23 protein-coding genes are annotated in these 25,737 nt (G+C 39.6%); 5 read left to right on the top strand and 18 right to left on the bottom strand.

Features of this window, described 5'->3' with window-relative positions:
* Nucleotides 1-345: 345 nt before the first annotated feature.
* Nucleotides 346-855: a hemerythrin domain-containing protein gene (locus AR337_RS17230; protein WP_059173238.1), complete on the top strand. Its 510-nt coding sequence runs from the start codon at nt 346-348 to the stop codon at nt 853-855.
* A gap of 180 nt (nt 856-1,035) precedes the next feature.
* Here AR337_RS17230 and AR337_RS22855 read toward each other — a convergent pair whose 3' ends face one another.
* Nucleotides 1,036-1,194, bottom strand: a complete 159-nt coding sequence (locus AR337_RS22855) for a DUF4230 domain-containing protein (RefSeq protein WP_082687036.1) — start codon at nt 1,192-1,194, stop codon at nt 1,036-1,038.
* Nucleotides 1,195-1,267: 73 nt separating this feature from the next.
* Nucleotides 1,268-2,071 carry an RDD family protein gene (locus AR337_RS17225; protein WP_059173237.1) on the bottom strand — a complete coding sequence of 268 codons (804 nt, stop codon included), beginning with the start codon at nt 2,069-2,071 and terminating at the stop codon, nt 1,268-1,270.
* 105 nt (nt 2,072-2,176) lie between these two features.
* Here AR337_RS17225 and AR337_RS17220 point away from each other — a divergent pair, with 105 nt between their 5' ends.
* Nucleotides 2,177-3,157, top strand: coding sequence for a stage II sporulation protein M (locus AR337_RS17220; RefSeq protein ID WP_059173236.1), 981 nt, complete (start codon nt 2,177-2,179; stop codon nt 3,155-3,157).
* On the opposite strand, the gene AR337_RS17215 is transcribed toward AR337_RS17220, so the two are convergent.
* From AR337_RS17215 to AR337_RS17190, 6 genes are all read right to left on the bottom strand, one after another.
* Nucleotides 3,135-4,493: a DUF58 domain-containing protein gene (locus AR337_RS17215; RefSeq protein WP_253701860.1), complete on the bottom strand. Its 1,359-nt coding sequence runs from the start codon at nt 4,491-4,493 to the stop codon at nt 3,135-3,137. The two genes, AR337_RS17220 and AR337_RS17215, sit on opposite strands and share 23 nt — an antisense overlap.
* Nucleotides 4,444-5,373, bottom strand: a complete 930-nt coding sequence (locus AR337_RS17210; RefSeq protein ID WP_059173235.1) for a MoxR family ATPase — start codon at nt 5,371-5,373, stop codon at nt 4,444-4,446. Before AR337_RS17210 ends, AR337_RS17215 begins: the two co-directional genes overlap by 50 nt.
* Nucleotides 5,370-6,500 carry a DUF4350 domain-containing protein gene (locus AR337_RS23305; protein WP_059173234.1) on the bottom strand — a complete coding sequence of 377 codons (1,131 nt, stop codon included), beginning with the start codon at nt 6,498-6,500 and terminating at the stop codon, nt 5,370-5,372. Before AR337_RS23305 ends, AR337_RS17210 begins: the two co-directional genes overlap by 4 nt.
* Entirely contained in the window at nt 6,500-7,135 is a 636-nt protein-coding gene (locus AR337_RS17200; protein ID WP_059173233.1) for a DUF4129 domain-containing protein, read from the bottom strand. The genes AR337_RS23305 and AR337_RS17200 overlap by 1 nt, the downstream gene beginning before the upstream one ends.
* Nucleotides 7,136-7,168: 33 nt before the next feature.
* A complete protein-coding gene (locus AR337_RS17195) occupies nt 7,169-8,089 on the bottom strand; it encodes a hypothetical protein (RefSeq protein WP_059173312.1) in 921 nt (306 codons plus the stop codon).
* Nucleotides 8,090-8,329: 240 nt separating this feature from the next.
* Nucleotides 8,330-9,343: a hypothetical protein gene (locus AR337_RS17190; RefSeq protein ID WP_156424437.1), complete on the bottom strand. Its 1,014-nt coding sequence runs from the start codon at nt 9,341-9,343 to the stop codon at nt 8,330-8,332.
* Nucleotides 9,344-9,744: 401 nt separating this feature from the next.
* On the opposite strand from AR337_RS17190, the gene AR337_RS17185 reads away from it, so the two are divergent.
* Nucleotides 9,745-10,113, top strand: a complete 369-nt coding sequence (locus AR337_RS17185) for a (deoxy)nucleoside triphosphate pyrophosphohydrolase (protein WP_059173231.1) — start codon at nt 9,745-9,747, stop codon at nt 10,111-10,113.
* A 95-nt stretch (nt 10,114-10,208) separates the two neighbouring features.
* On the opposite strand, the gene AR337_RS23825 is transcribed toward AR337_RS17185, so the two are convergent.
* Nucleotides 10,209-10,292, bottom strand: a complete 84-nt coding sequence (locus AR337_RS23825; RefSeq protein ID WP_253701889.1) for a hypothetical protein — start codon at nt 10,290-10,292, stop codon at nt 10,209-10,211.
* Here AR337_RS23825 and AR337_RS23820 point away from each other — a divergent pair, their 5' ends adjacent.
* Complete coding sequence (locus AR337_RS23820) at nt 10,293-10,535, top strand: MFS transporter (protein WP_367576265.1); 243 nt, start codon at nt 10,293-10,295, stop codon at nt 10,533-10,535.
* Nucleotides 10,536-11,318: 783 nt separating this feature from the next.
* Here the strand turns inward: AR337_RS23820 and AR337_RS17175 are convergent.
* The 6 genes from AR337_RS17175 to AR337_RS17145 all read right to left on the bottom strand — a co-directional run bounded on the left by AR337_RS17175 (nt 11,319) and on the right by AR337_RS17145 (nt 18,505).
* Entirely contained in the window at nt 11,319-12,371 is a 1,053-nt protein-coding gene (locus AR337_RS17175; RefSeq protein ID WP_059173229.1) for a hypothetical protein, read from the bottom strand.
* A gap of 3 nt (nt 12,372-12,374) precedes the next feature.
* Entirely contained in the window at nt 12,375-13,571 is a 1,197-nt protein-coding gene (locus AR337_RS17170; RefSeq protein WP_059173228.1) for a hypothetical protein, read from the bottom strand.
* Between the two features lie 74 nt (nt 13,572-13,645).
* Nucleotides 13,646-14,428, bottom strand: a complete 783-nt coding sequence (locus AR337_RS17165) for a NaeI family type II restriction endonuclease (RefSeq protein ID WP_059173227.1) — start codon at nt 14,426-14,428, stop codon at nt 13,646-13,648.
* 127 nt (nt 14,429-14,555) lie between these two features.
* Entirely contained in the window at nt 14,556-15,782 is a 1,227-nt protein-coding gene (locus AR337_RS17160) for a DNA cytosine methyltransferase (protein WP_082687034.1), read from the bottom strand.
* Between the two features lie 1,990 nt (nt 15,783-17,772).
* Complete coding sequence (locus AR337_RS17150) at nt 17,773-17,985, bottom strand: hypothetical protein (protein ID WP_059173225.1); 213 nt, start codon at nt 17,983-17,985, stop codon at nt 17,773-17,775.
* 34 nt (nt 17,986-18,019) lie between these two features.
* Entirely contained in the window at nt 18,020-18,505 is a 486-nt protein-coding gene (locus AR337_RS17145; protein WP_059173224.1) for a hypothetical protein, read from the bottom strand.
* Between the two features lie 184 nt (nt 18,506-18,689).
* Here AR337_RS17145 and AR337_RS17140 point away from each other — a divergent pair, with 184 nt between their 5' ends.
* Entirely contained in the window at nt 18,690-19,769 is a 1,080-nt protein-coding gene (locus AR337_RS17140) for a hypothetical protein (RefSeq protein WP_059173223.1), read from the top strand.
* A gap of 1,429 nt (nt 19,770-21,198) precedes the next feature.
* Here AR337_RS17140 and AR337_RS17135 read toward each other — a convergent pair.
* The 3 genes from AR337_RS17135 to AR337_RS17125 all read right to left on the bottom strand — a co-directional run bounded on the left by AR337_RS17135 (nt 21,199) and on the right by AR337_RS17125 (nt 25,734).
* Nucleotides 21,199-21,906: a hypothetical protein gene (locus AR337_RS17135; protein WP_059173222.1), complete on the bottom strand. Its 708-nt coding sequence runs from the start codon at nt 21,904-21,906 to the stop codon at nt 21,199-21,201.
* A gap of 73 nt (nt 21,907-21,979) precedes the next feature.
* Nucleotides 21,980-23,647, bottom strand: a complete 1,668-nt coding sequence (locus AR337_RS17130; protein ID WP_059173221.1) for a DNA cytosine methyltransferase — start codon at nt 23,645-23,647, stop codon at nt 21,980-21,982.
* The gene (locus tag AR337_RS17125; RefSeq protein WP_059173220.1) at nt 23,644-25,734 is read right to left on the bottom strand and encodes an AIPR family protein; all 2,091 of its coding nucleotides are present in this window, start codon (nt 25,732-25,734) and stop codon (nt 23,644-23,646) included. Before AR337_RS17125 ends, AR337_RS17130 begins: the two co-directional genes overlap by 4 nt.
* Between the last annotated feature and the right edge of the window lie 3 nt (nt 25,735-25,737).

The following is a 25,737-nucleotide window of genomic DNA, read 5'->3' as shown; positions in this document are numbered from 1 at the left end:
GGTTTAGTTGAAATAAAAACAATATTTTTAAGCGCTATTATCTTTTCCTCCCTATTCATAAGTCGGAATTAAATTCCTCAAAAAAGATAGGGAAAGTCCCTTAACATAAGAACTTTCCCTTTCCATGATTTTGAACAATGATATGCAATAATATTCAGCACTAAGAAGTAATTAAAATTCAGTTGAAATAGTTCAAATTGGCCGCGGACTTTCAAAAATGAGATAAGAACCCATTCAACCCTCGTGTATGATGCGTATCACAATGTAATTGATAATTTTGCAGTATGATAGTAAGAAGAGTAAAAATAGTGGTTAAAGTCCTGTGGATAAAGGAGAAATTTTACAATGGAAGCATCAAGCGCTGAATTCTGCGTTCCTCTTCAACAATTAATGAACGAGCATGCATCGCTTCGGGTAGATATGATTCTAATGGAGGAACTTACAGAAGACATTGAATTCGAGTCGGGTCCTATGGTGATTGGACTGTTTATGCAATTACACTTGCTGGTCACAGCTTTCAATGAGAAGCTGAAGGCACATTCCTTAGCAGAGGAAGAAGGGTTATTCCCCATGATGGCGCGCCACCTCGAGGAGAATACTAGGACTATTGAAACACTGGAAATGGAACACAAGAAAGTGGATCAACATCTATTTGATTTTCTGACGGAAGCGGACCGAACGGGATTAACGATAGATGAAGACGGCGCCCAAACAATTACAGTATACGCTGTGCAAGCGCTCACCACCTTAACACAGCATTTTGCCAATGAAGAGAAAGTGCTATTTCCGTTAGCAGAAAAGGTCCTGACAACAAATGAGAAGGAAGAACTTGTGCGATTGCTGCAAAATCAATAGAGCATCAGGAGTCAGACTACTTATTGCTATCTGAAGTGTCTCTTTAAATAATCGCAAAAAAGGACGTAAGAATATTTGGTTATTAATTGGCGATTTCTACAATAAGTAGAATTCGACAAATCTCTATGGTTCCCCAGTAAATAACAGGCCTGCCCCAAGTAACATGGGCAGGCCGTCCAATTAGTTAAACCTAACATTAACCGTATAACCAATATTCTCAAAAAATACTTTTAACGCTTTTTCCGCATTTTTCTCTGCAGTATCTAGTAAACCCTCAGAGATGGCTGCTTGACGAATTTTCTCTTGTGCCTCAGCGGCTTTCTCAAACCCCACATCCATTTTAATATCTATACGGAAACCCCAATACTGTCAACGGCTTGTATTTTGTCCAACTGTAGACCGTTGCAATTTGCTACATTTCAAACTCCCATTCTTCCTTCAAATGGAGGTAAAGAGCGAGAAGGTTATTTTCGAGTTCTGCCTCTGTTTGGGCGTGCCACTCGACTCCTGCTTTTGTAAATAGTATGGCGGCAACTTGCTTTGTTAGTTCGGTTTTTTCGTTTTTGGGGAGCTGGAGGAAGCGGGCGGCGTATGTGCTGATGAGCTTCCAGTCCTTGGCTTTGAAGGATTTGATTGTCCAGTCGTCAAGTGCCAGCGTTTCCTTGCTGACGCCCCTGTTCTTCATTTCCGTTTCCAGCGGCGAACTCTTTTTTCCCTTTTTCACCTTTCGCTCATGAATGACAATCGTTCCGGCGACGAGGTCACCGAGCCGCTTGTGCCGTTTATGGAGAAAAATCATGACAATGCCGATGAAATAAAAACCGGGCAGCATGTCAATGATGCGGATCAGATTACGGATCAGGCTCGACAGAAGCGTGATGCTGTGCCCGTTTTCCTGCATGACACGGATGCCTAGAAGCTTTTTCCCAAGCGTCCTACCGCCGGAGAAAAACTCATACACAAAAAAATATCCCCAATTGACGACAAACAGCCCGATAATAAGCAATCCCAGTACATATGATTCGGCATAGCGGATCAGCCAGACCTCAAAGCCAGCCCCAAGGGAAAGTAAAACAATCAGTACAACAGCAATATTGAATGCCATTAACAGCGCCTGGTCGATCAGGAACGCTGCCGCCCTGCTGCCAAGTCCTGCTGTCTGGAATTGTAAAGAAACGTATTCCGGTGTTTTGATATCGATTTTTTCTTGCTGCATGCTATTCCTCCGGCTCTTACAGTTTTCTATTAATCTTTCTATTCTCGGCAAAAAAATCTATAATGAAGGAAATACCAAAGAAATCCAGTACAAGCAGGTGCCTATATGGACGTAAAACAGCTGATCAAAAAACATCGCGAAGAATGGAAACAGCTTGAACAGCTCATTTCCGAACTTGGTGGGCGCAAGAAGGGAATCACCGGAGAAAAAATCGACTCTTTTCACCGGCTTTACCAGAAGGCCTCCCAAAACCTATCCTATTGCCAGACGCATTTTCCGAATGATGACGTCACAGGATACTTGAATGGCCTCGTTTCAAAGGCTCATAATCTCCTGTATAAAGACCAAATCTCAAGCGGCAAGCAAATCCGCCATTTTTTCAGCACAAAATTCATTGGGCTTCTGCTTGAACAATGGCGGTTCGTCTTCATCGCGTTCGTGCTGTTTACCGTTGGAGCGGCCGGCAGCTTTGTTGCGGTCATGAACGACCCGCTCCATATATATACACTTCTTCCCAATAGCATCTCGCATGCGGTCGACCCGGATCGGCTCGGGGAAGGGCATGAATCAATCGATTCGGCTGTCATGTCCACGGAAATCATGACGAACAATATCCAGGTCGCGTTTTTCGCCTTTGCCGGCGGCATTACATTCGGGCTCGTGACTGCGTATTTGCTCGTTTACAACGGTGTCATCGTCGGCGCCCTTGCCGCCCTTTTCTGGCACTCAGGGAAATCGTATGATTTCTGGGCATATATTGTCCCTCATGGCATGATTGAATTGACTGCCATCTTCATCGCTGGCGGTTCAGGCCTTTTGATGGGCTACAAGCTGTTTGTACCCGGCAACCTGTCTCGCGGCTCCCAGCTGAAAAGACAGGCAAAACGGTCCGTCCAGATGCTGCTCGGCACAATTCCCTTGTTTGTCATCGCCGGGATCATTGAAGGCTATATCACACCTGCCAGCATTTCGCTCGAAGCGAAGTACACGGTGGCCGTTTTAACCGTCCTTGCGCTTCTGCTTTATGCCATTGTCGGAGGACTGAGATTTTCAAGAACAGCCCCTAAAGAGCATTTTGGTTCATGATGTCGATATAATGCGAAATCGCCGTGACGGCGAGATGTTCCTCTTTGGCCTCCACCATTTGGAGGCCCTGCTTTTCCCATTTGTTTTTGCCTCTTTGTTTAAGCAGCTCCTGCTGCTGGGCGATACTTTTGATCATCGCCGCTTTCACCTCGTCAGGCTTCATTGCGATCCGTTCTTTTAAGGTTCCATCCTCGATTCCAACCATGAAAAACAAATGCCGTTGCCGTAGCCGTTTCAAATAAACGAGCGCGTTTTCTTCATGAAGGAAGGTCCGGACATCGCTGAACAGCAGCAGGAGGCTCCTCTTCTTCTGGACATTCTCGAGATACTGTAGCACTGCTCCGTAATTCGGCTCGACGGGGTCGACTTCAAGGCCGTAAATCGCCTGAAGAATTGTTTGCAGATGATTCATCCCCTTTGCAGGCGGGACATACACCTTAATGTTTTTTGAAAAAGCAAGGACTGATACATAGTCGCCTTTTTGCAGCACAGCGGCCGCCACTGTCAGCGCTGATTCCAGCACCTGTTCCAGACGGTTGCCTTTTTTCAATTCGGCTCCCATCATCCTCCCGCAATCGATTAGGAGCGTGATGTACTTCCCATGTTCGGGTTCGTATTCATTCGCCATCACTTCGTGCAGCTTTGCAGTCTGGCGCCAATTGATTTTCCGCGGATCATCTCCGGGCACATAGGACCGTACCTTAGCAAAATCTCCTTCGCCCATCCTTTTCCGGCGAATAGCAGTACCTTCATGCAACAGGAATTGTTGGGCATTTTCCAGATACCTGCGCGTTTCCGTCAAGTCAGGGATCACCTTGACCAGGTCGGCAAGGTCAGGCGTCACCTGCTTTTCCCATAACCCGATGCTGCTGCGGTAACGAAAGAATAAGTTACCAATCTGATAATCTCCGCGGACAGAAGCAACCGTTTCATATGGGATGATTGTTTCCGAGTGCCCATTTGCACTGCCTGTGACAGGAAACGGCTGCCGGAAGGTTTGCGGTACTCCGTCGATGAACCGGAACAAGAATGCGTGCCGCGACTGGTTTGCTACCAGCACCTCAATCCTGGCCGGTATTCCCCGCTCCATTTCGCCGGGGAATACCCTCCGGAAGGACAGCTCCTTCCGCTTCGGTGTAAAAAGCAAATCGGCCAGGCTAAGTGCCAGGAAAAGCACATTCGCACCAAAAATCACCCACCAGGAAACCTTAACCATGACTGCACCCAATAAAAGAGCGGAAAGCGGCAAAAAAGCCATTAGCAGCCTTTTAGTCGGGACAATGCCCCTATCTCGGAACAGGAACCGATCCCACAAGTTCTTCAATGATCTGGTCAACGGCCGCTCCCTCCAATTCCATATGCGGTGCAAGCTGGATCCGGTGCCTCAGTGCTGGTTTTGCCACCATTTTCACATCATCCGGCGTCACGTACTGCCGGCCCAACAGATAGGCCCAGGCGCGCGCCGCTTTTCCGATGGAAATCGCGGCACGTGTGCTTGCCCCGAAACGGATATAGTCGGACTCCCTCGTTTTCCTGACTATTTGCATCATATAATCGAGCACTTTGTCCTCGACTGTAATCGACGCGATTTCATTTCGAATAGAGATAAACGTTTCAAGATCAAGGACCGTCCGTATGTCTTCGACAGCAAAAACATCGTGCAGGTCGTTTTTCAGAACCTGTTTTTCCTCCTCAAAGGATGGAAAGCCAATGGTCAGCTTAAATAGGAACCTGTCCTGCTGCGCCTCGGGAAGTGGGTACGTCCCTTCGAATTCGATCGGGTTTTGCGTGGCGACAACGAAAAACACATCTGGCAGACGGTAGGTATCGCCCTGGATCGTCACCTGCTTCTCCTCCATCGCTTCAAGCAATGCAGCCTGTGTTTTGGCGGGTGTGCGGTTGATTTCATCCGCCAGGAGGATATTCGTAAATATAGGCCCCTTCAGTGTCTGGAAGCTGCCTTCCTTCATATTGTAAATCATGCTTCCGGTAATATCGCTCGGCAGCAGATCTGGCGTAAACTGAATGCGGCTGAAATCCCCGCCGAGCAGGCCGGCAAGTGTCCGCACTATTTTTGTTTTCCCGGTGCCCGGTACTCCTTCGAGCAGCACATGGCCTCCTGACAGGACCGCAGACAATAGCAGGCGCAGATTCGTACCCTGTCCAAGAATCCTTTCCTCGTAGGAATCCAATAATGCTTGCAGCTGTTTATTCAACCTTTCTCCACCTCTATCCTCAAGTCGTCGAGAATCCTCGACCAAAGCAGGTACTCTTGTTTGTTCAGCCCGCCTTTCGCCAAAACGGCGGACAGCCCCTGTAAAAAATCTTTTATTTCCTCTTCGGATCTCATAGTCCATTTTCTTTCCAAATAATCTGCCGCATCGCTCCATGGCATTGAATAAGGAATTCGCCATTTTTCCTGAAGCATCCGCTTCGTAAAGTCGGCCTGAATCTTGATGCTGTCCCCGTAACGCCTGCCGCGGATATACCAAGCTGCGAGCGCCCGGATGCCTTCGTCACTGAAGCGTACGTACTCCTCACGCGGTGCGTAAACCGGACCAAACCGTTTCCCTTTTAGCCAAAGGAAAATGGCAGTGGCAATCATCCCCTGAAGGACGAGGAGCAAAAACCATTTCGGATAAACGAATACTCCTGACAGGGCGGTTCGCTCACCGTGCACATACTCATCAAACAAAACGGCAGAAGGGTTAGCATCGTTCACGATTTTCAAAAAGACGGCGAGGTTGTCCTCCTTCAGCACTTCACTGTTTGTGATAAGTTCTGGCGCTACGAGAACATATAATTTCCCTTTTCCAACCTCCCTTTGGGTGGCGACAGCACCCTCCTGGTCGCGGAAGAGGACCTTATCCTTTTTGGCTGGAATCAGCCTGTTAGACAGGTTTACATTCACTTTGTATGTATTCTCTTCTTCGTCGGCCAGCAGGTTCGGTTTTTCCATCGGTTCTACCGCTTCGGTTTTCAAAGCGAAGAAACCATCCGGTATGTGTGACAGAAGCAGGATCGAATTTCCCGCCTCCATGAATTTCTCATACTGCTTCATTTCTGCAGATTTCGAGATATTCAGTGGCTCCACCATAATCAGAAGCTGGCCGTGGGCCGATTTGGGCAGTACCTTTGGCGGGTGCACCCATTCCTTCGCACTTTTCTTTTCTTGCAGGAACGTATAGATCGCCTTCACCCCAGATGGTGCCGGTGATGAGGCGATGTATTTTGGATATTTTCTTGCTTCAGGCTGATATCCAATTATAAGAATGCCTATAAAAACCGTAACCAGCCCAACAAAGGGAAGCCATGAGCGCAGGAGTGATCCACGTTTTCCCATCACTGCTCCACCCTCCCTTCCACCAGCCATGCAGCAATTTTGCCGCGGAAGGCGAGAAAATCATTGTTGCTGATTTGTCTTTCACCGTATGTCACTTCATCAAAAACAGAAGCAAGCTCATAGAAACGATCCGCATCAGCCCTGCTGGATTTACCTAGTTCAGCGAAGTATTCCCAGTTCGTTTTCCACTGTCTTGCTTCAATGCACTTTTGCTCGTGCAAAAACAATAGCAGGGCGAGGAAAAAATGGCGGACAGCCGAACGGAGCTGGCCTTCAGCTTCCAGCCTGGAAGCCCTCTCCATATGCATCTCATACGTCCAGTCGATTTCCCGGGAAAACTGAAGCGGCTTTTGTTCCCTGTTCAGCATTTTCCTTCGGCTATTTCGAATCAGCAAATAGGCAAACCAGGCTAGAAGGAGAACAGCAATGGCAATAATCGCAATGAGCAGTGGCGCCGCAGCTGACCTGGATCCTTGTTCCAGGGAAGGAAACCAGCTTTCCAATAGATCAGCAAGCCAGGCCATCGCCTGATTCCACCATTTTTCCAAGAGCCCAGGCGGTTTAGAATAAACTGTATATTCCTCTTGTTTAAGGATTTCTCCAAGTTCTTTTTTTGCCTCAGTAGAATCAATCAAATCCTTCACCCAACTCAAATTCGATTTTAGCTATTAAGAAGAAAGAGGCTCATATTCTGAAAGCAATTCCTTCAGGTCATCCGCCTCGTTTCTCACTTTTAAATCAAGGTAGATGACACAATAGCCAACGGAGAAAAACATCGTTGTCAAAATGGAAACTAGGTTGACGATAATCGACAACAATACACTGCTCCCCAAAATGGCGGTAAAGGCTACCTCGACTGATGACGCAATAATAGTCGTAATGAGGGAAAAGACAATATAGATTCCGAGCAGCTTCCATGTCCGCTTTTTCGTCAGCTTCCAACTGCGGCCGAGCCCTGGCGATTTGCGGTCCAGTACGACTGAGCCAAAGTAAAAGCTGAAGCGCGTCAATAACAGTACCGCCACAAGGAAGAGAGCAATCGAACCGATGACGGCCAGGATGATGCCCGTAGCATCATTGAATAACGCGCCAATCATACCGGCTGCGATTATTCCGGTAGTCGGGATGGTTATAAAGGCGATGGCGATGAGAATGTATAAAATCGAGCTTCCAAGCATTGCCCAATAGCGTGACAACGCCAATTTGAATACCGAACCTACCGTGTACTCTTCGTTTTTACGAACATGGTTAACCGCGAAAAGAATCGCACCTTGGGCAATCGGAAATAAAAACAGGCCAAGCAGCGCGATTACGACGATTCCAACAACTTCACCCGTCATAACCGAGGGGGCAACTTCAGCTGTTCCCTCAAAGCTGGCCAACATTTGCCCAAACCAATCTCCTTCGCCACTCTTATTGCGAAACAATGGTTTCCCCGCACCCACCTGAATCAGCGCATCAATGAGATACACCGGTCCCATGATAAACAAAAGCACGGCCATGAACTTCTTAAAATGCGTCTTGCTCAGTGTAAACGTATGATCCAAAATTTCCCCAACACTCTTTGGCTTGCTAAACTTATCATCCACTTGAAAATCCTCCCAAAAGTAAGATAATTCCATACTTCTCATTTTAACATGGGGACTCCCCCCTCGCCCTCATTTTTTCAAATATTTTGAAATTCATAGAGGTGCCTTGCACATACTATAAAATTTCTGAATTCACTTGGAGCTAGTCCTTAGCAACTCCAAGGTCTTTAGAGGTAGCGGAAATTTCGGCTTGCAGCTGCTCAATCAGCTTTAAATAATCTAACGCCTTTTTAACGGTTTTTAAAACTCTAAGATCTTAACGTTTTCTTTTATCATTTTATGAAGAGTAGCTAAAACAATAGCTAGACCAAACTCGACTGTATCCATAATTAAAGCTTGATAATCAAAAATCCTATTATCTAATACGTTATTAGATAGCGGATTATTAATTTCTAATTCACCATGTATCAATTGGCTTCTAAGTGAATAAAATTCATTTATTTTTTCATTTAATGGTTCTTTCATATCTTCTGAGATATCCAAAACTGAAAATATCCTTCTTATCATAACGTTTTTCGCATTGAATTTTGGGGTTTTATATAACGCCTCAAGAGCCAATGCCGTCCATAAAATGCTAGCAGGTGTAATACTGCCCTCCCTACTTATATGTAGAATTGAGTATAGTGCTCTTTCAGTCCTGTTTTCTGCCAACTGTCTTGATTCCAAATTAGAGTCTAGCCAATGCCAAACTTCACTTAATTTTAACCTTTCTATAGTAAACCATTGAAATTTGATAGTTTTGCTTCTGGCACATTCTAAATAATCCGGGGTGTAATAGTATATATCATAAGCAAATCTACTTAGTTTTTGAGATAAAGGATTAAAGGATCCAGGAGTACTAATATTCATCGCTAAAAAAACTTTAACCAATACATTCTCCAGATGGTAAATAACAATTCTTTCCTCCATATCGGAATCGTGATGAGGAAAATGGTCATGTTGTGTCGTAATATTACATTTTAGTTCAATGATTTTAGGATTAAATAATTCCTGAGGTACTTCTTCTTCGGTAAACAATTTATTATAGTAATTTTCCAAAGTATATATATTACTTAACAAGTTATAATTCTTAATTTCTTCGACATGATTTTTCCAATCAAATGAAAAATGAATTCCCCCATATTTTGTATCAACATTAAGATTTGAGATTGTGGAAAGCTCTTCCCATACTTCCTCAAACTCTTCGGTTGCTAACATATATTCTCCATGACTTTTTTTAAACATAGGAAATTTAATAACAATTTCTTTTTGCAAGATGCTTTCAACTACTTTCTTCTCTACTTTTTAAAAAGGGGATATTTACTCTTCCCTTCTTAATATTGTATTAATTTACATTAAACTCTTACAATGAAAAAACACTAGTTAGGTATGACCGGTTGAACCTTGAGATACCATTGAAAAAAAGCTCTCAGTACCATAAAAGTTTCTACTATAACCAAACTTAATCTTCTCATCGTTATACAAACCAAATATATGTTCATCTTGAAAAAACTGCATATTGCTATAAAGCTTAAAATAGTGGAACTATATAAAGATATTTTCCCAAACTAAAATTCATATGTCCTGGCACGTTTTTTTAAAAATGTTATTATGTTTATTAGTACTGAATTAAACGGAGGTCCTCATGAAGAAGACAGTTAAAGGTAGTAGCAGCAATCATTGATAATGAACAAAATGAAATCCTATGTGCTCTAAGATCACCAGAAATGTCGATTCCGAATATGTGGGAGTTTCCAGGTGGGAAGGTTGAACCTAATGAGGATTTATTTTCTGCCCTAACGAGGGAAATTGAAGAAGAATTGCATTGCCAGATTGAACCGATTGAAATACATAACGACATTATCCACGAATATGAAACGTTTATCATAAATCTGATTGCCATTAAATGCAGAATTACTGGCGGGACACCAACACCTACAGAGCATTCAAAGTTAATTTGGCTGAAAAGAGAAAATCTTAACTCGCTCATGTGGGCACCAGCGGATATACCGGCTGTTAAAATGTTGATTAATAAAAAAGTATAGTCGGTTGAAGACTATACTTTTTTCGTGAATTCAATATATAGAATGTATGGCAGCTCGTGTTCCAATTCCATTTGTACGGTGATTGGCTTGTTGCATTAAAAGCTGATTGTATTACCTTTTCCGATATAAATAAAAGGTTCGTTTTTACCGTCAATGACTTTGTATTTCCTGATAAACAAATGAAGGTTAATCCCTCGTGCTTTATGATTATAGTAGGTATCGCAGGTGTTGCAGGTTTGGCCTTATTGGGTTTTTCTTCTGACATGGTGATGGTTTGGGTTTCAGGAATATTATTTGGATTCTCTTATGGGATCGTCCAACCAACTATCCAGGCTTGGGCATTGACTCTTGTTCCACCTGAGAAAAAGGCAACAGCCAATTTAATGCTTCTTATTTTTATTGATTTTGGTTTGGCCATTTGATCAGTGGGTCTCGGGTACTCTGCAAAAAATGTCGGGTACGGGATAACGTTTAGTTATTCAGCGTCTACGATGATTGTGATTTTGTTATTGTGTCTCATTGGTAGCAGGAAAAAGGCACCGTCCGAAGCGAATAAGGAAAAGCCACCTCGACGAGTCAAATTAGCTTTGGATAAACTATAATAAATTGGGGCTGTCCCATTGGCAATATTGAATTTTGGACAGCCCCTTAGAGCACCCCTTGAATAAGGTCTCCTAAAATCATTTTTACTCTTTCAACTTTAATCGAGATTTCCTAGGATATGTTAGACACGGTATTCCAATAACATTCTCAGTTAGCTGTCTATAAAATACCTGTGTCTAACTTTATGAGGTCACTTCAGTTTAAAAGGGTGCTTTTGGTAGGCGTAGTCAATGGCCAAGCCTCTACTTTCATCGACCCCTCGCGCCACTCCCAGATCCGGATTTCTCATTCATAACCCATAAATCCTCTGCAATTAGGTAAATCCATGTAATATCGTTCATTAGCTCTGAGTCTAATTATAGAATCACCTTGTAAGACCTGCTCGATGGCTTTATTAAACTAGAAATCAAACAAAAAACACACAATCCAGCTAAGTTTGTGGATTTTTTATTTGTAAAAATTTACTATAATTAAAATACGTATGAAAAAAATTATGAGCACTTTTATGGGCCGTTAATCTAAAGACTAACGGTTTATTTGTTCGTTGACCGGACATTCATGAGTATAAATCCGTTAATTAAGTTTTTTATTTGTCAGGTAGCCTAATCTGAAACTATATTACAAGCTTTGTGGCTTTGCTCTAATATTTGCAGACTCGCTAAAATTAAAACTCCCCAAACATCTTCTTCAAAGTTAACTTCTTCATGTATAGGCCGACTATGGACTATATTATTTCTGATGTTATAGAACCAAGTTGCTTCCCTAGAATCTCTAAAACTAATGGGTTTAATAGACATAATCTTGCTAATTGTATTTGCGTCTATACCATCGAATATTGTGATAAGGGATTCTTCTTCAGTAGGTCTCATTTTCAACTTTTTTTCTAGTAATATTGCAAAGTCATCAATGGAAAGCGAACTCATAAAACTTTTATGAAGTTCTCTAAAGGAAAATGAATGGAATATGGCTTCAATACACCTGTAAATTTCAATAAAAACATCTCTCCAATGAACTGATATTAAACTTTTAGTTAACATATTATAGTTAATAGAGCGTAGATTTTGCACAAATAAATTAGTGTATTGTTCCAGAATCTCATTAGAAAAATGTAATGGTAGTAAATTTTTATTATTTGCCAGAAGATACCCAACAATATTCCCTAATCTATAATCTATAAAAACACTATCCGGGATAAATTCATAAAGAAGTATATTTTGAAAGTAAGGAATTAGATCAGTGTATTCATGCCCGGAATAGCCCCCCTCCTCTTGTTGAAAAAGTATCCCGTTATATATTTCTGATTTTGACCTTTGCCTTTTAAGTGGGATTCCCAATTCACATACAATTCTCAAAAAAATTCCGGCTGAAATTTCAATTTCTCTTAGGCGGCAATCATCATAATTTACATTAAGTTCATCATAGCCAGTAATGATAAAATATTTTCTTTCATTTAATTTGAAAAAGGAAGACACAACCCCAGGAGCAATATTCAAAACCTCTTCAACCTCAATGTTTTTACAATCCTCTTTATCCTGTTCAGATAGAGATACCCATCTTTCCCCTGTAGGTATTGGCCTTCCAATGTCTCTTACAAAATTCAATAGTCGAGTAAAAATAAATCTATTCATTTCATCTCTTCTTCTAAATCTAGACACTTATTAAGACCTCCAACAAGGAGTAAGCTTAGTAAATCTAAATTCCTCTTTAATTAATGTTCTAAATGCGTTTGTAAAGAATTCTCTTTCAAAGTCTCCCACCTTCGAAACTACCTTGTTCATTTTTTCATTTAGTGTCATGTAATCAAGAAATTCTTCAAGACTTTGTTCATCATAATCCTTAACTTTCTCCAAAAATTGATCCATCTGTTCCAATACTTTGCTACATTTCTTATGTTGTTCCTCTATACTTCTTTCGTCTCCAGGTAATCCAAATATCTCAATAGCAAAAGCAGCTATAAAGCCAACTCTAGCCGTTTGACTTCCAAATAGGTCCTTACCTTTATTAAATTTAACTTTAGAACCTTCCCCATCAATAGCTTGAGCTATCTCAGGTTTGTAATCAAAAATATACGCATCAAATAAGCTCATTCTTTGTAACAGTTCAAAAAATATATCACTAAACTCTCGGTCAGCAGTCGCTTCAATAAAATCTAACTTGGTAAATTCATCTGCTAATGCTTCTTTTGTGTCTATCTTGTATTTTCTTGCACCAAAAACAAGAAAGAGTTCTATAATCTTATCTGCTTGGTAGCTTCCTGGAGTTGACCTATTTCCATTTTCATCAATATCAATTAATAAAACACTAGGTACTTTTCGTCTGATTTCATTTATTAACGAGTTGTAAAGTATTTCAATTTGCCTTCTTAAATTCCAAGGAACCTGCCCCGAGTTTAGAATTAACATACGATACAATAAGCTATTTGTATTGCAAGATAACCAGTATTCAACTCTTAATTCTTTCTCACCTATATCTTCGTTAATTTTTATAGCGTCACCTATCGCTGTTGTTCTTTGCATACCATCAATAATTGAAAGACTTTCTTTCGAAACGATGTTTATTACTTCAAGGATTTCGCTACTATCAGTCGGCAAAGATGCTATTTTCTCATAAGTCTCGCTATCCAACACTATTCCAATTACAATGGGCGGCAGAATTGTACCTCGAATTATATCTTCTCTCATCCTCTCTCTAATCCTTATTGCGGTTTTAGTTTTTAATGCTTGTCTTTGACCTTCAATTCCGCCTTTATTTCTATATGCAATTTCTACCAACTGCAAATAATCATTTATTTTCATATTGGTGAGTACTGAGTAACAGTCAACTCTTTCATCCCTTAAGATATTTAAAGAACTCATTGAAAACCCTCCTGAATAACGTTTTTATAAAATTCTACCACTAATACACGTAAGCGCTTACTAAATTAAATTTTTTATGCCTTAATAGCTATAAACTCTTCTTTTCTTATAGGTCTATATCCTTTTTTGACTAAGTACTCATTGTCATATCCTGAACAAATAACTATACCTTCCTCTTTTAATTTCTTTCGTGCGTCGCGAACTCGTTTAGAGGAGTCGACTTGTCTAGCGACTGATTCAATTGATGCACTGTTAAATACAATTCCTAAACAACTTCTAAATAATTCATTTATTCTTTCCTGCCCGGATTTCTTTATGTATACTCGTTCAATAATTTGTGGATCAATTCTCAATAACACATTTGAAGGAAGTTCACCGTCCTTTATTAACCATATAATGTTTTCTCTACCTATTTTATTGATTGTTTTTTTCCTATCTCTATTTTCCCCTCCATTTAACACGTCGGGTGTAATCCTTATCAATCCCACTTGGAATAATGACTTATTATCTAGTGCTGATATAAGTAGACATAGATGGCCCATTGCCTCACTGGGTATCGTCCAATTACTGCCAATTGTAAATTTAATATCCACCTCAATGCCAGCAATTAAAGCATCCATTCTATTTCCATATGTAAGGTTTAAATTATGCTGAAGAGTATGCTGGACTTTCGTTCCTATATACGTTTTTTCCGTCTTATCTATCTGGTCTATAGAAAACCTGCCTGTATATCTACCTGATATTACTTCATCAATTGATTTTCTTATTGTTAAACCAACTTTTGCTTCTAAGTTTTTTATCCCAGTTAAATAGTCAGCTACCTTATTTAACTCAGCATCAACCGGATTTGATCCCATAGTAAACAAATACCTCCATTATTTTTCTTAAGTTTAGCATGGGATTAAATGGTTGACTACTGATGTAAACAAGTATGCTCATTTTGAAGGTGCAAAAAACCGCACAATTTCTTGTGCGGTCTGTTCCTTATAGAATGACTTTCATCTCCAATTCTAACTGATTAGTATTTTGGTTATTTTCATAAATTTCTTTAATTACATCAGAAAGCAATAAGTTGAACGTTTCTGATGAAAGTGGGTTCCTGTTTTTTCTTAATTCGGCTACAGGCAATTTATCTAAAGAGTGGGATATAGCAATCGCTAACTCCCTAGCCAATAATGGTGGAACAGCATTCCCTATTTGCTTAGCAATTTCAGTTTTTGAACCTATAAAAGTAAAATTATCTGGAAAAGTTTGCAACCTTGCTGCTTCTCTGTGAGTAATAGGTCTATCGGCCTCGGGATGTAAGTAACATCCTTTTTCAGGCTTAAAAAACTCGGTTCTAATTGTATAAGACGGTTTATCCCACTCTAATCTTCCAAACACATCCGTACTTCCTGATGGTTTTTCTAACCAACATCTAGGAGTTAATTCCGGTGCCTCCCTCATTAAATCAAATCTATTGCCTCCAGGAGGTATAAGTTTATAACGTTTTAAGGATACATCTGTTGGGTTCCTACCAAAGTGCAAGTTTTGTATCTCGTCTGATCCAACTTCCGGTGGATCAGACAGCTTAGTAGTTTGGGGATATAACGGTAAGTCACCAATTGCGTCTCTAATACTAGTCCTAATATTTTTAGATACTGGTAATTTGGGTTCAGCTCCTAATATTCCCATTATAAAAGCACGAACACGTTTTTGAGGAACACCAAACTCGACTGCTTTTAACTCTCCACTTGTTAAATTATACCCTAATCGCTTGGCAATTAGTTCTATTGCTAAGAACTCTTTGGACCTTAACAGTTCTGGCACATTTTCAATCACAAAAACCAATGGTTTAACTTGGCTTACTAAACGCATGTATTCTTGCCAAAGTTGATTCATTTTTAAGTGCTCGTCTTTAGGAGAGATTTTACCTAAAGGAGAAAAGCCCTGACATGGTGGTCCACCTATAATAATATCGGATTCAAATTCAATATTTTTTAAATCGCGTATATCCCCATTAACAACTATTCCTTTTTTCTTTATATTAATATGTGAATTACCTTTAGGATCGAATAGCTCATGATTAAAATTACGTGCATAAGTGGCAGCTGCCGATTTATCAAATTCCACAGCGAGTATGGACTTAAATCGATTTGTATCTGTAAATCCTAAAGATAAGCCACCCGCTCCTGAAAAAAGGTCAATAGAAGTATATTTACGTTTCGTCACGTAAATTGACCTCCTTATAAATTTAGTATTAAACAAGATTATATTGTTAGCATAAGATAGAACATCAGTTCCCGCAACTGAATTAGCTTAAATGGGATAGTAACAGCTTTTTGGCAATCAGCTGAGTATAACAATTCTCAATTTAGAGATTGGGTACACTTTACAGTATATCATCAATTAATATTTATGTGCGTTAGCTCTTTAATAGAGAAATACAGCCTACTAAATTAAATAATATTACACTTAAAACTCCTACATTACCATCTATACAACTTTTTTTGGAAAATACCGGTAACATTTTAGCGAAGCGGTCAGTCTTATATTCAGACATACTTGTGATAGTTTTTTAGCGTTCCATTCCTCATATGAGTTAAAACCCGCTAATGTATCCTCTAACGTTTCTTTTTTTTCTAAGATGACTACTTTTTCCTCTATCTTTAAACCTGAAATTGTATTCATACTCATGTCACACAATTTTACTCTTGAAATTTCGGATAAATCCTGTTTTAATAATTCAGCATTTAAGCGACCTAAATATTTTCCATATAATTCGATCCGCCTTGTCTTTGAATCGAAATTTTATTTTGTAGAAACTCTTAATTCTAACACCCTACGGTTGCTAATTTCCATTTCAAATTCTTGTCCCCATTTAATAAAAGTGGCTTACTGACCCCTAATTCATGTTAATCCCTCAAAAAAACCTCATAACTCATTATAAAGCTTCAGTACTCCTTGTTTGTTAACAGAAAGAAATTTATGTAGAGCCTCAATCGTAGAATCCCTGTAGTTTATGTTCCTTCTTTATCTCTCGGGTTTGCTTCCATTTTTCATATTCAATGTCTTAATTTACTTTTTCTAAATCATATTGAAATTTTTCGACTCGTATTCTGTAATAATGTAATCCTGCAGCTTTTAAATCGGCTTACAAAAGTGCTTTACTGATGGCTGGTGTTTTTGCACTTCCAAACTTACAACAATAGCACAAAAATTCACGTCCCAATTCCCCAACTATTTTTGTCCTAACCCCACTCCCTTACCATTTGCTACGCTTGCACTTGCTAATTCTCTTATGCCAACCCGCATTACTTTTTCTTGACGTACCTCTGTCATTTCCTTCTTTCAACCAATTTCCAACTGTATTTTCTTGGAGACCTAGTCACTCTGCAATAACCAATAAGAGGTAGTCCCCTTTGCTGCTTCAAGAGCCGGATTACGATTCCTCCCCAAAAAACACATAAAATCATTAAATATGTTGCCTTTCACGTCGTATTTGTATTTCTCTGTTATAAATTGTATTATAAATTTATCATTAAATCAACACATAAAACAAAATATTAAGTGTTTTTTATGTTGTATTTTTTTGAATAACAGTACAAATGACTTGAAATATATCCAAAATTGTAGATTGTCAGGTATTTTATTATTAACTTGACTCCTGCGTTTATTGTTAGAAACCCTAAAAAAGGGCATACGGGTAGCGCAATCGAAAATCATGCTGTTTTTTATGTGATCAATTTAAGGGTTTTCAACACCTTATCCTATGGGGGGTTAGCCCAGCCTTCCTGGTAAACATATACGACCAGTTGGCCATACATGCCGGTTCTTATTTTTCTGACTGCCTCTCAGAAAGTGATGGACGATTCCTTTGATCATTCCACCCTTTGAATTTCAAAAAAATTCAACGTCAGGTACTGGAAGGTCCAGTACCGTAGGATGGCCTTGAAGGAATGTAGCTCTTGCCAAAGGTTTTCATGTGATCAGAGCTGTCAAATTGAACAGGATGATTTGCCCTGCGGGCCTCAGGGTTTCCATGTCCGAATTAGCGAGCCTGCACATCGAAAACTCCGATTATCATTCCGTGACCATGAAAGACAAAGGAAAGTTTCGGGTTTATCCCCATGAAGGACCGGTTTCCGATATCGAAAATGCCAGGGTCCTGTTGTCCTAGGAAAAGTAGTTTTCACATGATAAAACACCGTTTTGCTTCATCTCAACGGATATCAGCCTGGATGTCGTGACCATCCTGGAATACTATAATATCCGCTAGGAAATCGAGACGGCATACCGCTACTTCAAGGAAATGATGGGATTTGATCATTACCCCAGGTATCAACCAGTTTTTGCTTGTGTACCAGCTGTCCATCAGAATATGTACCTGTTCCTCACCTATGGCAGGAAAAGACTCAATCATTTCCCTAACCAAGTTATTCTTACTCTTGAAAGGGATACCTTGTCTTTCACAATGTTCCTTCTTGAAGTATGGACGGAAGTCCCAACGCTACCGAATAGCCCTCGGAAACAATATATGTGGTGACAAGGCAATGAGACCATACACTCTTTCCTTCTGTGTTGGAAAAGTGGAAGTCAAGGCCTTCCATTTTCCTGGTCGAAATATCCTTCCAGCATCCAGTGTCATCAAGGATGAGAAAGATGATCGGCCTAATGTCACCAGCCCTTTTTCGGGCTCGGCGAATGGTTGTCATCATTGGTCCATCCTTTTTCTTTGAACCTTGTTTGCACACCAGTGCGATTCCTTCAGGAAACGGGTAATGGAATTCAGGTCGTGGTCCTTTCCTGTAAGGTCCCTGATCTGTGTAAACGTCTTTCTGCCTTCCGCCAAGATGATTCCATGCATAATGGTAACCAAGAGATGGAACTCGCTTTTGAAGGTAGAGACCCAGGGAAACACCGAACTTAACGATAGCTGAATAGAATGATACCATGACCTTAGACATCTCCTTTTTAGCATTTGGTAGTGTATGGTAACCTTCTAATTCCATGAAAAATAGGATGTCATTCTAATTTTTAGGGACATAACAAAACAAGCTAAAAAGTGACAATTTTTACGACAGCTTTTTTGCAAGACTCAAGTTATTAAATTACTTTGAAAGAAAAAGGTGCCACGACATGAAAAAAATTTTTTTAAATGATGTTCAAAGTGATCAGGATGTACTTGTTTTTGACAGCTATCAAATTTTAAAAAGCGTAAAAGTTTTAGAAGATTATCCATTTAATTCGTTTGGTCCTCAATGCCTTCCTTCAGATAGACGGCAAAGTATTAATTTTTGGAAGAATCACTTAAAGGGACAATTTATTGGAAATAAAAATTTCCATTCGGATCTGTTGTTTCGTTCATCAAAAGCTAGCTTGAAAAGGTGGAGTGATTACAAGAAAATCCCATTAAGTGAACTGCTAATAATATTGAAAAAAAATACTGAATTAGAAATAGATAATCGATTTCAAAATGATTCCTCTTATGAAATGAAATTAAAAAGCCTTTTTAATGAACATTTAGTGTTGGCAGTTACCCCAGAAGCTATAACAAATCCAGCAAAGACTTATAAACTCAAAGATGCCAATTCTTTATATACAGAGTTGGCAAAATTAGAGGTTTTCGATATTAAATCAATTATTGGGTTTTCAAAACATTTTGGCATTCCTTCTGGCATAATGGATGATACAGGCATTGATTTATATCTTGAAAGTGATTGTCTATTTTTCCCTTTCAGTTCCATATCTTTACTTAATAAACAAATCGCGATTTACAAACAAGATTTTGAATGGTTTAAGAATATACAAACGAGTGATGTGTCGGGAGTAAAATCACTTCTTGGTAAAACAGATTTATGTCTAATTGAAGACTTAAATAATGATCAAACTGTAATCAACTTAGCTAAAAATCATTTGGCAATGAGGCTTAGGAGAACAGATGCTTTTAACGTAAGTTTGCGAGTTGCATATCAAGATGGTTCATTTGTTCCGGGGGTTTGGTTTTCTAACCTTTTTGCCTATGCATATTTTCAAATAGCTAGAGCTTTATCAAACGAAGTAAAAGTTCGTGAATGTGAAAATTGCGGACATATTTTTGAAGTTACTCATGAGAGGCAAAGGTTTTGTCCTCCCCTGCCTCTCAGAAAAAGGTCTAGTTGTGAAATGGCATATAACAACCGTTTAAAGAAGGAAAGGAAAAATAGAGGTGAAAATTAACCATGGCTATATATTCGACAACGAAGAAGTGGTTAATGGAGTTATACAGGTTCTCTCCGAATATATTCGTTAACAAATAAACAAAAGCAGATAACATAGTCGGGGTTCTCTACAAAAAAAGAAGCTGTTTCGGCTGCAAGTAAAGTAGAAGCAGAAGTGGAAAAATGGGAGTTTTTAAAAGAAACAAAAATGTCAATTGAAACGTTTACTCAAGAGTGGCTACATACTTATACTCAAAGTGCAAAAATTAGTAGTGTAAGAGCCCGTAATAAAGAAATGAAACACTTTTTAAACATATGGGGAGCTCTTTCCTAAAAGAAAATTACTAAACAACTGTATCAGAAGCGAATAATTGAGCCATCAAAAAAAATATAGCACAATTATTTAAGTGGTATTCATTCATATGGACGGCTGATTTTTAATCACGCGGTGAAAATGGGTTCATAATATATAACCCTAAGGAAAACGTACAATTGCCGAAGATCATACAAAAGTAGAAGAAATAGATAAATAATAGGATGAGATAAATTTTTTAGAAAAAGAAGAATTAGCACGATTCTTACGAATTACAGTTTCGATGGATTGGAAATGGTTTCTATAATACTTACTGCTCTTTCTTATACAAGGTTACATTTAGGGGAATCACTTGCGCTAAAATGGTTTGAATAGGATAAAAAAATTTTACGTGTCACAAAGAGGTAATATAACCCAGGTTACAATATTAAAGAATATGAACTATTCACACTAAAAAACCATTATCGTATTGAAGAAAATTGGTAAAAATGATTAAACGCCATAAGCTTAAGTAAAAAGTTAGAACATTACAGAACGGGTGTATTTATGTAGATAACAATTTTATATGCAAAAAAATGACGGTCATCCACAAGTATGTTGTTTTCAAGGCGACAGAAGCTTCATTATTATCTCCTAGACCTTCACCACTATTTAATACAATAATTTTCACATCGCTATCGAGATTTAGTACTTGTCCAACTATGCTTTCTTTCGCACTTGCAAAGACACGTTCAATCGTTTCTTTTCGTTTGGTATATATCTGTTTAATCTCATGCGTGTGGGTGTGAGGTGAGTCGCAAATTTGTTCAATTAAATGCTTTACCAATAAGAATTTTTAACATAAGCTATCTCTAAGCCGTAATTTAATCAAACGGTTGATTAGATTATGAACAAATAAAAAAAGAACCGAGAAAAAATACCAGCGGTACGTCTCCCGATTCTTTGGATTGCTTCCGATATATATTTGCCTTACGATTATTCCCCGTTCAGATACCAACTTAATTACAGTAGGTACGAACTTGAATCACATATGGAAGGGCTTAAATGCGAATTCCTAATGCTGTTACTCAACCATCGCATTTAATGGAATTGGCTTATTTCTGGAGCATAGCTCATTAGCTCGTTCAGTGTTTCTCTAGATTGTTGTTCCATATGCCCCATCAAAAACAACATGAGCATACACGAATTCATCAATGACGAGCTTTACATGTATATTTTTCTTGTCAAGCCAGCAAACATACCGGTAGTTATTATCTTGAACATCAATCCAGTTCATTACAGCAAAAGGTGCAGTATATTCTTCTGAACTATCTGCTGTAAGCATTCTTGGTTCGAGGACATAGATTTGATTAAATGCTCGAGAACCTATAATAGGTAAAATTTTATCATTCATAGGAATAAAGTCATCCCAAAAATCAACTTCATCAGCTTGCATGTTTGGTCGAAATGTATAGGATACGGATTCAAATATACCTTCCCACGAGTCAGTAGGGAAACCAGTAGTAAGCTCATATGCCATGTGACATATTGCGAGCTTGATTAGAATTCTGGCAATTCTATCATCAAAATGAATTTCACCAGAATTGACGCATTCTTCAAACTTCTGTTGCGCATCTTTAACTTCTCTTCTTTCAGATAGGTTCGGGTTTGATTTATACAAGCAATATTGCTTATACGCCACGATAAATGCTTTTGTATACAATTCGTCAGAAGAAAATCCGTTATTGCATCCTTCACAAGCAGGAACTGTTGGTAATTTAGATGGATATGGCTTACTTAGAAAAGCTCTCGAAGGACAATGCTCTCTTGTACTAGCTGTTTTACCGCAATAAACACACTGCATATTCGAGCCTCGTTCAAAAATAACCCTTGACCGATAGTCATCAGGTCCCCAATATTTGTTGAAGTTGAAGGAATCATATCAATCCAACTTCAACACCTCTTTTTTCTTCTGGAGTAGTTTTCATAATTCCTGAATCAAGATAGCAACACAAATGCTCTGCAATTGCCTTTGCCAGAATTGGCGGCACCGCATTTCCTACTTGCTGATATTGGGAATCCTTTGTGCCGTAGAAAACAAAACTGTCAGGGAAAGTCTGTAAACGCGCTGCTTCGCGAATGCTAAGAGCACGATCATGAGTTGGGTGAATCCACATTGACTTCCTTACATTAACAACAGTACCTGAGGGCTCATCATAGTTTAGACGCAGATAAATTGTATTCTGTGTTCTTTCAGAATTCGAGTAGGTCGTTTTAAGTTCTGGCTTCAAGCTATGGAAGTTTTGCCCTTGCTTAATTGCCTGAAATCTCTCAAGCGCACGCTCGGTCGTTGCTGTGCATACATGGTTATATAAAGTGGTTGAATCGCGCAAAGATAACCCCAACACAGAAGTCCCATCAGGCGCTTCTCCAACGGGAACTCCAGCATTTCCCACCGCAATGTCAATCGTTGTTTCAACTTCTTCCAAATCCCAAATAGCATCACGGACTGTTTTAAAGTACTCGTCCTTGATAGTTCCTACGGGCAATTCAATACTGTCTGTGATAACTTTCTTTATTCCCATAATAACGTAGCGCATTCTTTTTTGCGGCACTCCGAAGGTTGCTGCCGACAAAACGCCTCTATTAATGGTGTATCCGTTGCAATCTGCTTCCAATATTGATGTTATGTAATCCAATACGGACATTGATTTTACATGAGCAACTAAACCATCTGCAACAGAAAACCTTTCAACTACTATGTTATTGTCCTTAATTTCCATTGCTTTTGAAAGCATACGTTGGAGCAAGATAGAAGGTTTTATTGCTTCGCAAAGTCCATCCACTGTGTTTTCTTTAAAATATTTCAATAGAGCCTTTCCAGCAATTCGTCCTTGTTGAATGATATAGTTATTTCCTTCATAAGCTATCAACGCCTCAGCGAGTTTAATTAATTTGCGTTGATGCTTTGCTAAGGCGGCCTTAAGCTTTTCCGTATTACCGCAATTTTTGAAAACTACATTCAGAGTGAGATAATCATCGTTTTCCCATAGATAATGAGTGATTAAATCTGAATCTGAAACAATGCCGATTACATCATCAAATACAAATTCTTCTTCAAGTAGAAGAATTTGCGAATCGGTGGTAGAAATATTGTATTGTTCAATGGTTTCCCTATCATCCTCAGCTACATAGAAACGATGAACTTCTGATTGAAGCATACTTACATTCTCCATCAAAAATGCCTTAGGGTTCAAATGAAGAACAGCCTTTACAAACTTTTTCACGAGAGAGTTGTTCAGACTTATAGCGTGATTCTTTTGACGATTGGCATTAGAAAAACCTTGGCACGGCGGACCGCCGATTACAATATCTACCTGTCCCAGCTTTTTCTTTGTTTCTTCTGATAAAGCATCCTCGACATCGTTGTACATATTGCTTTTTTCAATTCTATGATTACGAAGATAGGTTTGCTGTGCATTTGAATTCATTTCAAATGCAGCTTTCACAGTGAAACGCCCCGTTTGAAGGAATCCAAAACTAAGCCCGCCTGCACCAGCAAACAAGTCAACTACGCTGTATTTAGAACTTATCTGTTCACTCATAGTTTGAATCCCTCCTCATGTAATCTTTCCAGCAACGCAATAAGTTTTTTGCTTTGTGATGGCGTTGGTAGTTTCATCGGCAATTGACAAGCAATTCGTAATGCTGTATGTTCTTCGGGTGTAACCATTCGTTTGCGTAATGCAAAATCCATCGCTTGTCGCCATTGGTCAGAACGGATTTCCACAACTCTTGTCATTATGTCAGCATCTATTTCTATGCGCCGATTTACTTTTGCATCTCTAACAACGGTCCTCATCTCATCTTGGCTAATCAAACAATCCTCAATTTCGTTGGGTAACTCGAATTCTATACTCTGGACACTGATCCAACAACCCTCGCGCTTACACCATTGGGTGACGTTTTCCACGATTCGCTTCGGGTCTGTCAATTTGTCATATACGCATTCAGATAATTCTATAAGTACATTTTGCACCGCAACAGGAATGGTTTGCCGAGTCCAGATTCCTATTAAATCCAAGTCTTTCTTTGGGAACTGCACTTTTATAAGTTTATGAAGAAACGCTATAGTGTACGTCACAATATTGGCTCGGTAGCCCTGTTGATACCATGACTGACGGGGTATCATAGTTTCTGTGTATCTAAATATTAGGCACAAAGCTACGGACTCTTGAAAGTATTTATCTCCGAAAAGCAAACCCTCATCTTTGTCCCAAGCATCACTAATCTTTTGCGCGAACTCAGTAAAATTGGTCTGTGCGCCCTTACTGACGATATACGGCAATCCATCCCATGTGTTACGCACTTTTGCAAGATCAGTTTTGGTAATAAGCTGGTTTTTTGGGTTTTGTAACAAAAACTTCTTCTTTTCGCTTGGAGTCATACGCATTTGTTTTTGGAGATATTGCCCCCGCGCCCTCTCATAGAACCATTTAGTTTCAAATTGCAAACCACCAGTACCCCTTGCGCCCAACCGATGAGAACAACGCTCCATTTGAACATGGAATGGGTGTGTAGAAAAGAAGTCTGCATCACTAACCTTGTTTTGGCTATTTGAAGAACGAGATATATTCTGTACCAGCGTGGTCGCATCATCATCTTCGAACGTCCGCTCAATTACGGTCAGCTTCATTTGAACAAAAATTACACTGAGATTAGCTTTGTCCTTATAGTTATATCTCGCACTTGAAAGTGAAGCTGTTGTTTGTCCACCGTTAATAATTTGGAAATCCTTTGCAGACACAAGAAACAAACCTTGGTCAGTACACTCAAACTGCACATCCATTGCTGTCGCTGATATACCGTTATTATATGCAAAGAACCGTTCCGGCTGTTGCAAAATGGTAGTGCGTATTTTCTTGTTTACTGCTACTTTAGTGGAAAGGAATGAGCGGACATTGCCTTCCAACAACGAGCTACCGTATTTATCATAGATGTCGGCAAGCATAGTACCCGGAATTATGCAGAGATAGCTTGTGAAATCATTGGTAGAAACACCACTGGCTTCCAAACAAGGAATACCGTTTTCAGAATGCTCTTTGAAGTTTATTTCAATGATATGTCGTCCTGTATCAGAACCACACAGCTGGAATAGACGTTCAATATTCCAAATTTGGCACTCTGACGGGACACCATCAATATCAGCTGATTCAAGGATTTTAATTGTCGCACTGATGTTGGCAGTCGTGAAAATCAATAGTTGGTACTTACGAATTTCCTTCCGTTTTTCGCGTAATATGTCAACCAAGTCTGCACACGAGCGACTCATTTCCACATTTTGGTGAAGTTGGGTGTTAAGTGCATTTTCAATGAAATAAATCAGTCTGTTCTGCAATTGTACCGCTTGCGTTTTGGTAAGAGTACGCTCATCGTCCGATACATCATAATCGGCAATAATTAGGCTCATGGTCTTGTCGAACTCATCGTACGCGTATCCATCGACACGAAGCTTTCGGTTTTGCTTTCCTGTTCCTTCGAAGTATGATGAGGTGAAGTCCAAGAGATATTCAGCTTCCTGCAGGTGCCTAGCAAACGTAGTGACGAAAGAAGCGCAAGAACCTTCACCGGTCGCTAAAGCATCAGCTTTAATGTCTTCAAGAAAATCTTTTCTGAATTCTTGCGCATCCATTCG

It is taken from the genome of Bacillus sp. FJAT-27445 (assembly GCF_001510665.1).
Classification (GTDB): Bacteria; Bacillota; Bacilli; order Bacillales; family Cytobacillaceae; genus Bacillus_D.
The sequence above is the reverse complement of the archived record's forward strand: the minus strand, read 5'-3'. Positions and strand labels throughout refer to the sequence as shown.

What these genes read in the sequence shown, in the direction of transcription:
- AR337_RS22855 (WP_082687036.1), bottom strand. Translation starts at nt 1,194, where the DNA reads ATGGATGTGGGGTTTGAGAAAGCCGCTGAGGCACAAGAGAAAATTCGT.
- AR337_RS17165 (WP_059173227.1), bottom strand. Translation starts at nt 14,428, where the DNA reads ATGGGATCAAATCCGGTTGATGCTGAGTTAAATAAGGTAGCTGACTAT.
- AR337_RS17135 (WP_059173222.1), bottom strand. Translation starts at nt 21,906, where the DNA reads ATGCAGTGTGTTTATTGCGGTAAAACAGCTAGTACAAGAGAGCATTGT.
- AR337_RS17230 (WP_059173238.1), top strand. Translation starts at nt 346, where the DNA reads ATGGAAGCATCAAGCGCTGAATTCTGCGTTCCTCTTCAACAATTAATG.
- AR337_RS17220 (WP_059173236.1), top strand. Translation starts at nt 2,177, where the DNA reads ATGGACGTAAAACAGCTGATCAAAAAACATCGCGAAGAATGGAAACAG.
- AR337_RS23305 (WP_059173234.1), bottom strand. Translation starts at nt 6,500, where the DNA reads ATGGGAAAACGTGGATCACTCCTGCGCTCATGGCTTCCCTTTGTTGGG.
- AR337_RS23820 (WP_367576265.1), top strand. Translation starts at nt 10,293, where the DNA reads ATGAAGGTTAATCCCTCGTGCTTTATGATTATAGTAGGTATCGCAGGT.
- AR337_RS17170 (WP_059173228.1), bottom strand. Translation starts at nt 13,571, where the DNA reads ATGAGTTCTTTAAATATCTTAAGGGATGAAAGAGTTGACTGTTACTCA.
- AR337_RS17225 (WP_059173237.1), bottom strand. Translation starts at nt 2,071, where the DNA reads ATGCAGCAAGAAAAAATCGATATCAAAACACCGGAATACGTTTCTTTA.
- AR337_RS17130 (WP_059173221.1), bottom strand. Translation starts at nt 23,647, where the DNA reads ATGAGTGAACAGATAAGTTCTAAATACAGCGTAGTTGACTTGTTTGCT.
- AR337_RS17145 (WP_059173224.1), bottom strand. Translation starts at nt 18,505, where the DNA reads ATGGTATCATTCTATTCAGCTATCGTTAAGTTCGGTGTTTCCCTGGGT.
- AR337_RS17140 (WP_059173223.1), top strand. Translation starts at nt 18,690, where the DNA reads ATGAAAAAAATTTTTTTAAATGATGTTCAAAGTGATCAGGATGTACTT.
- AR337_RS17125 (WP_059173220.1), bottom strand. Translation starts at nt 25,734, where the DNA reads ATGGATGCGCAAGAATTCAGAAAAGATTTTCTTGAAGACATTAAAGCT.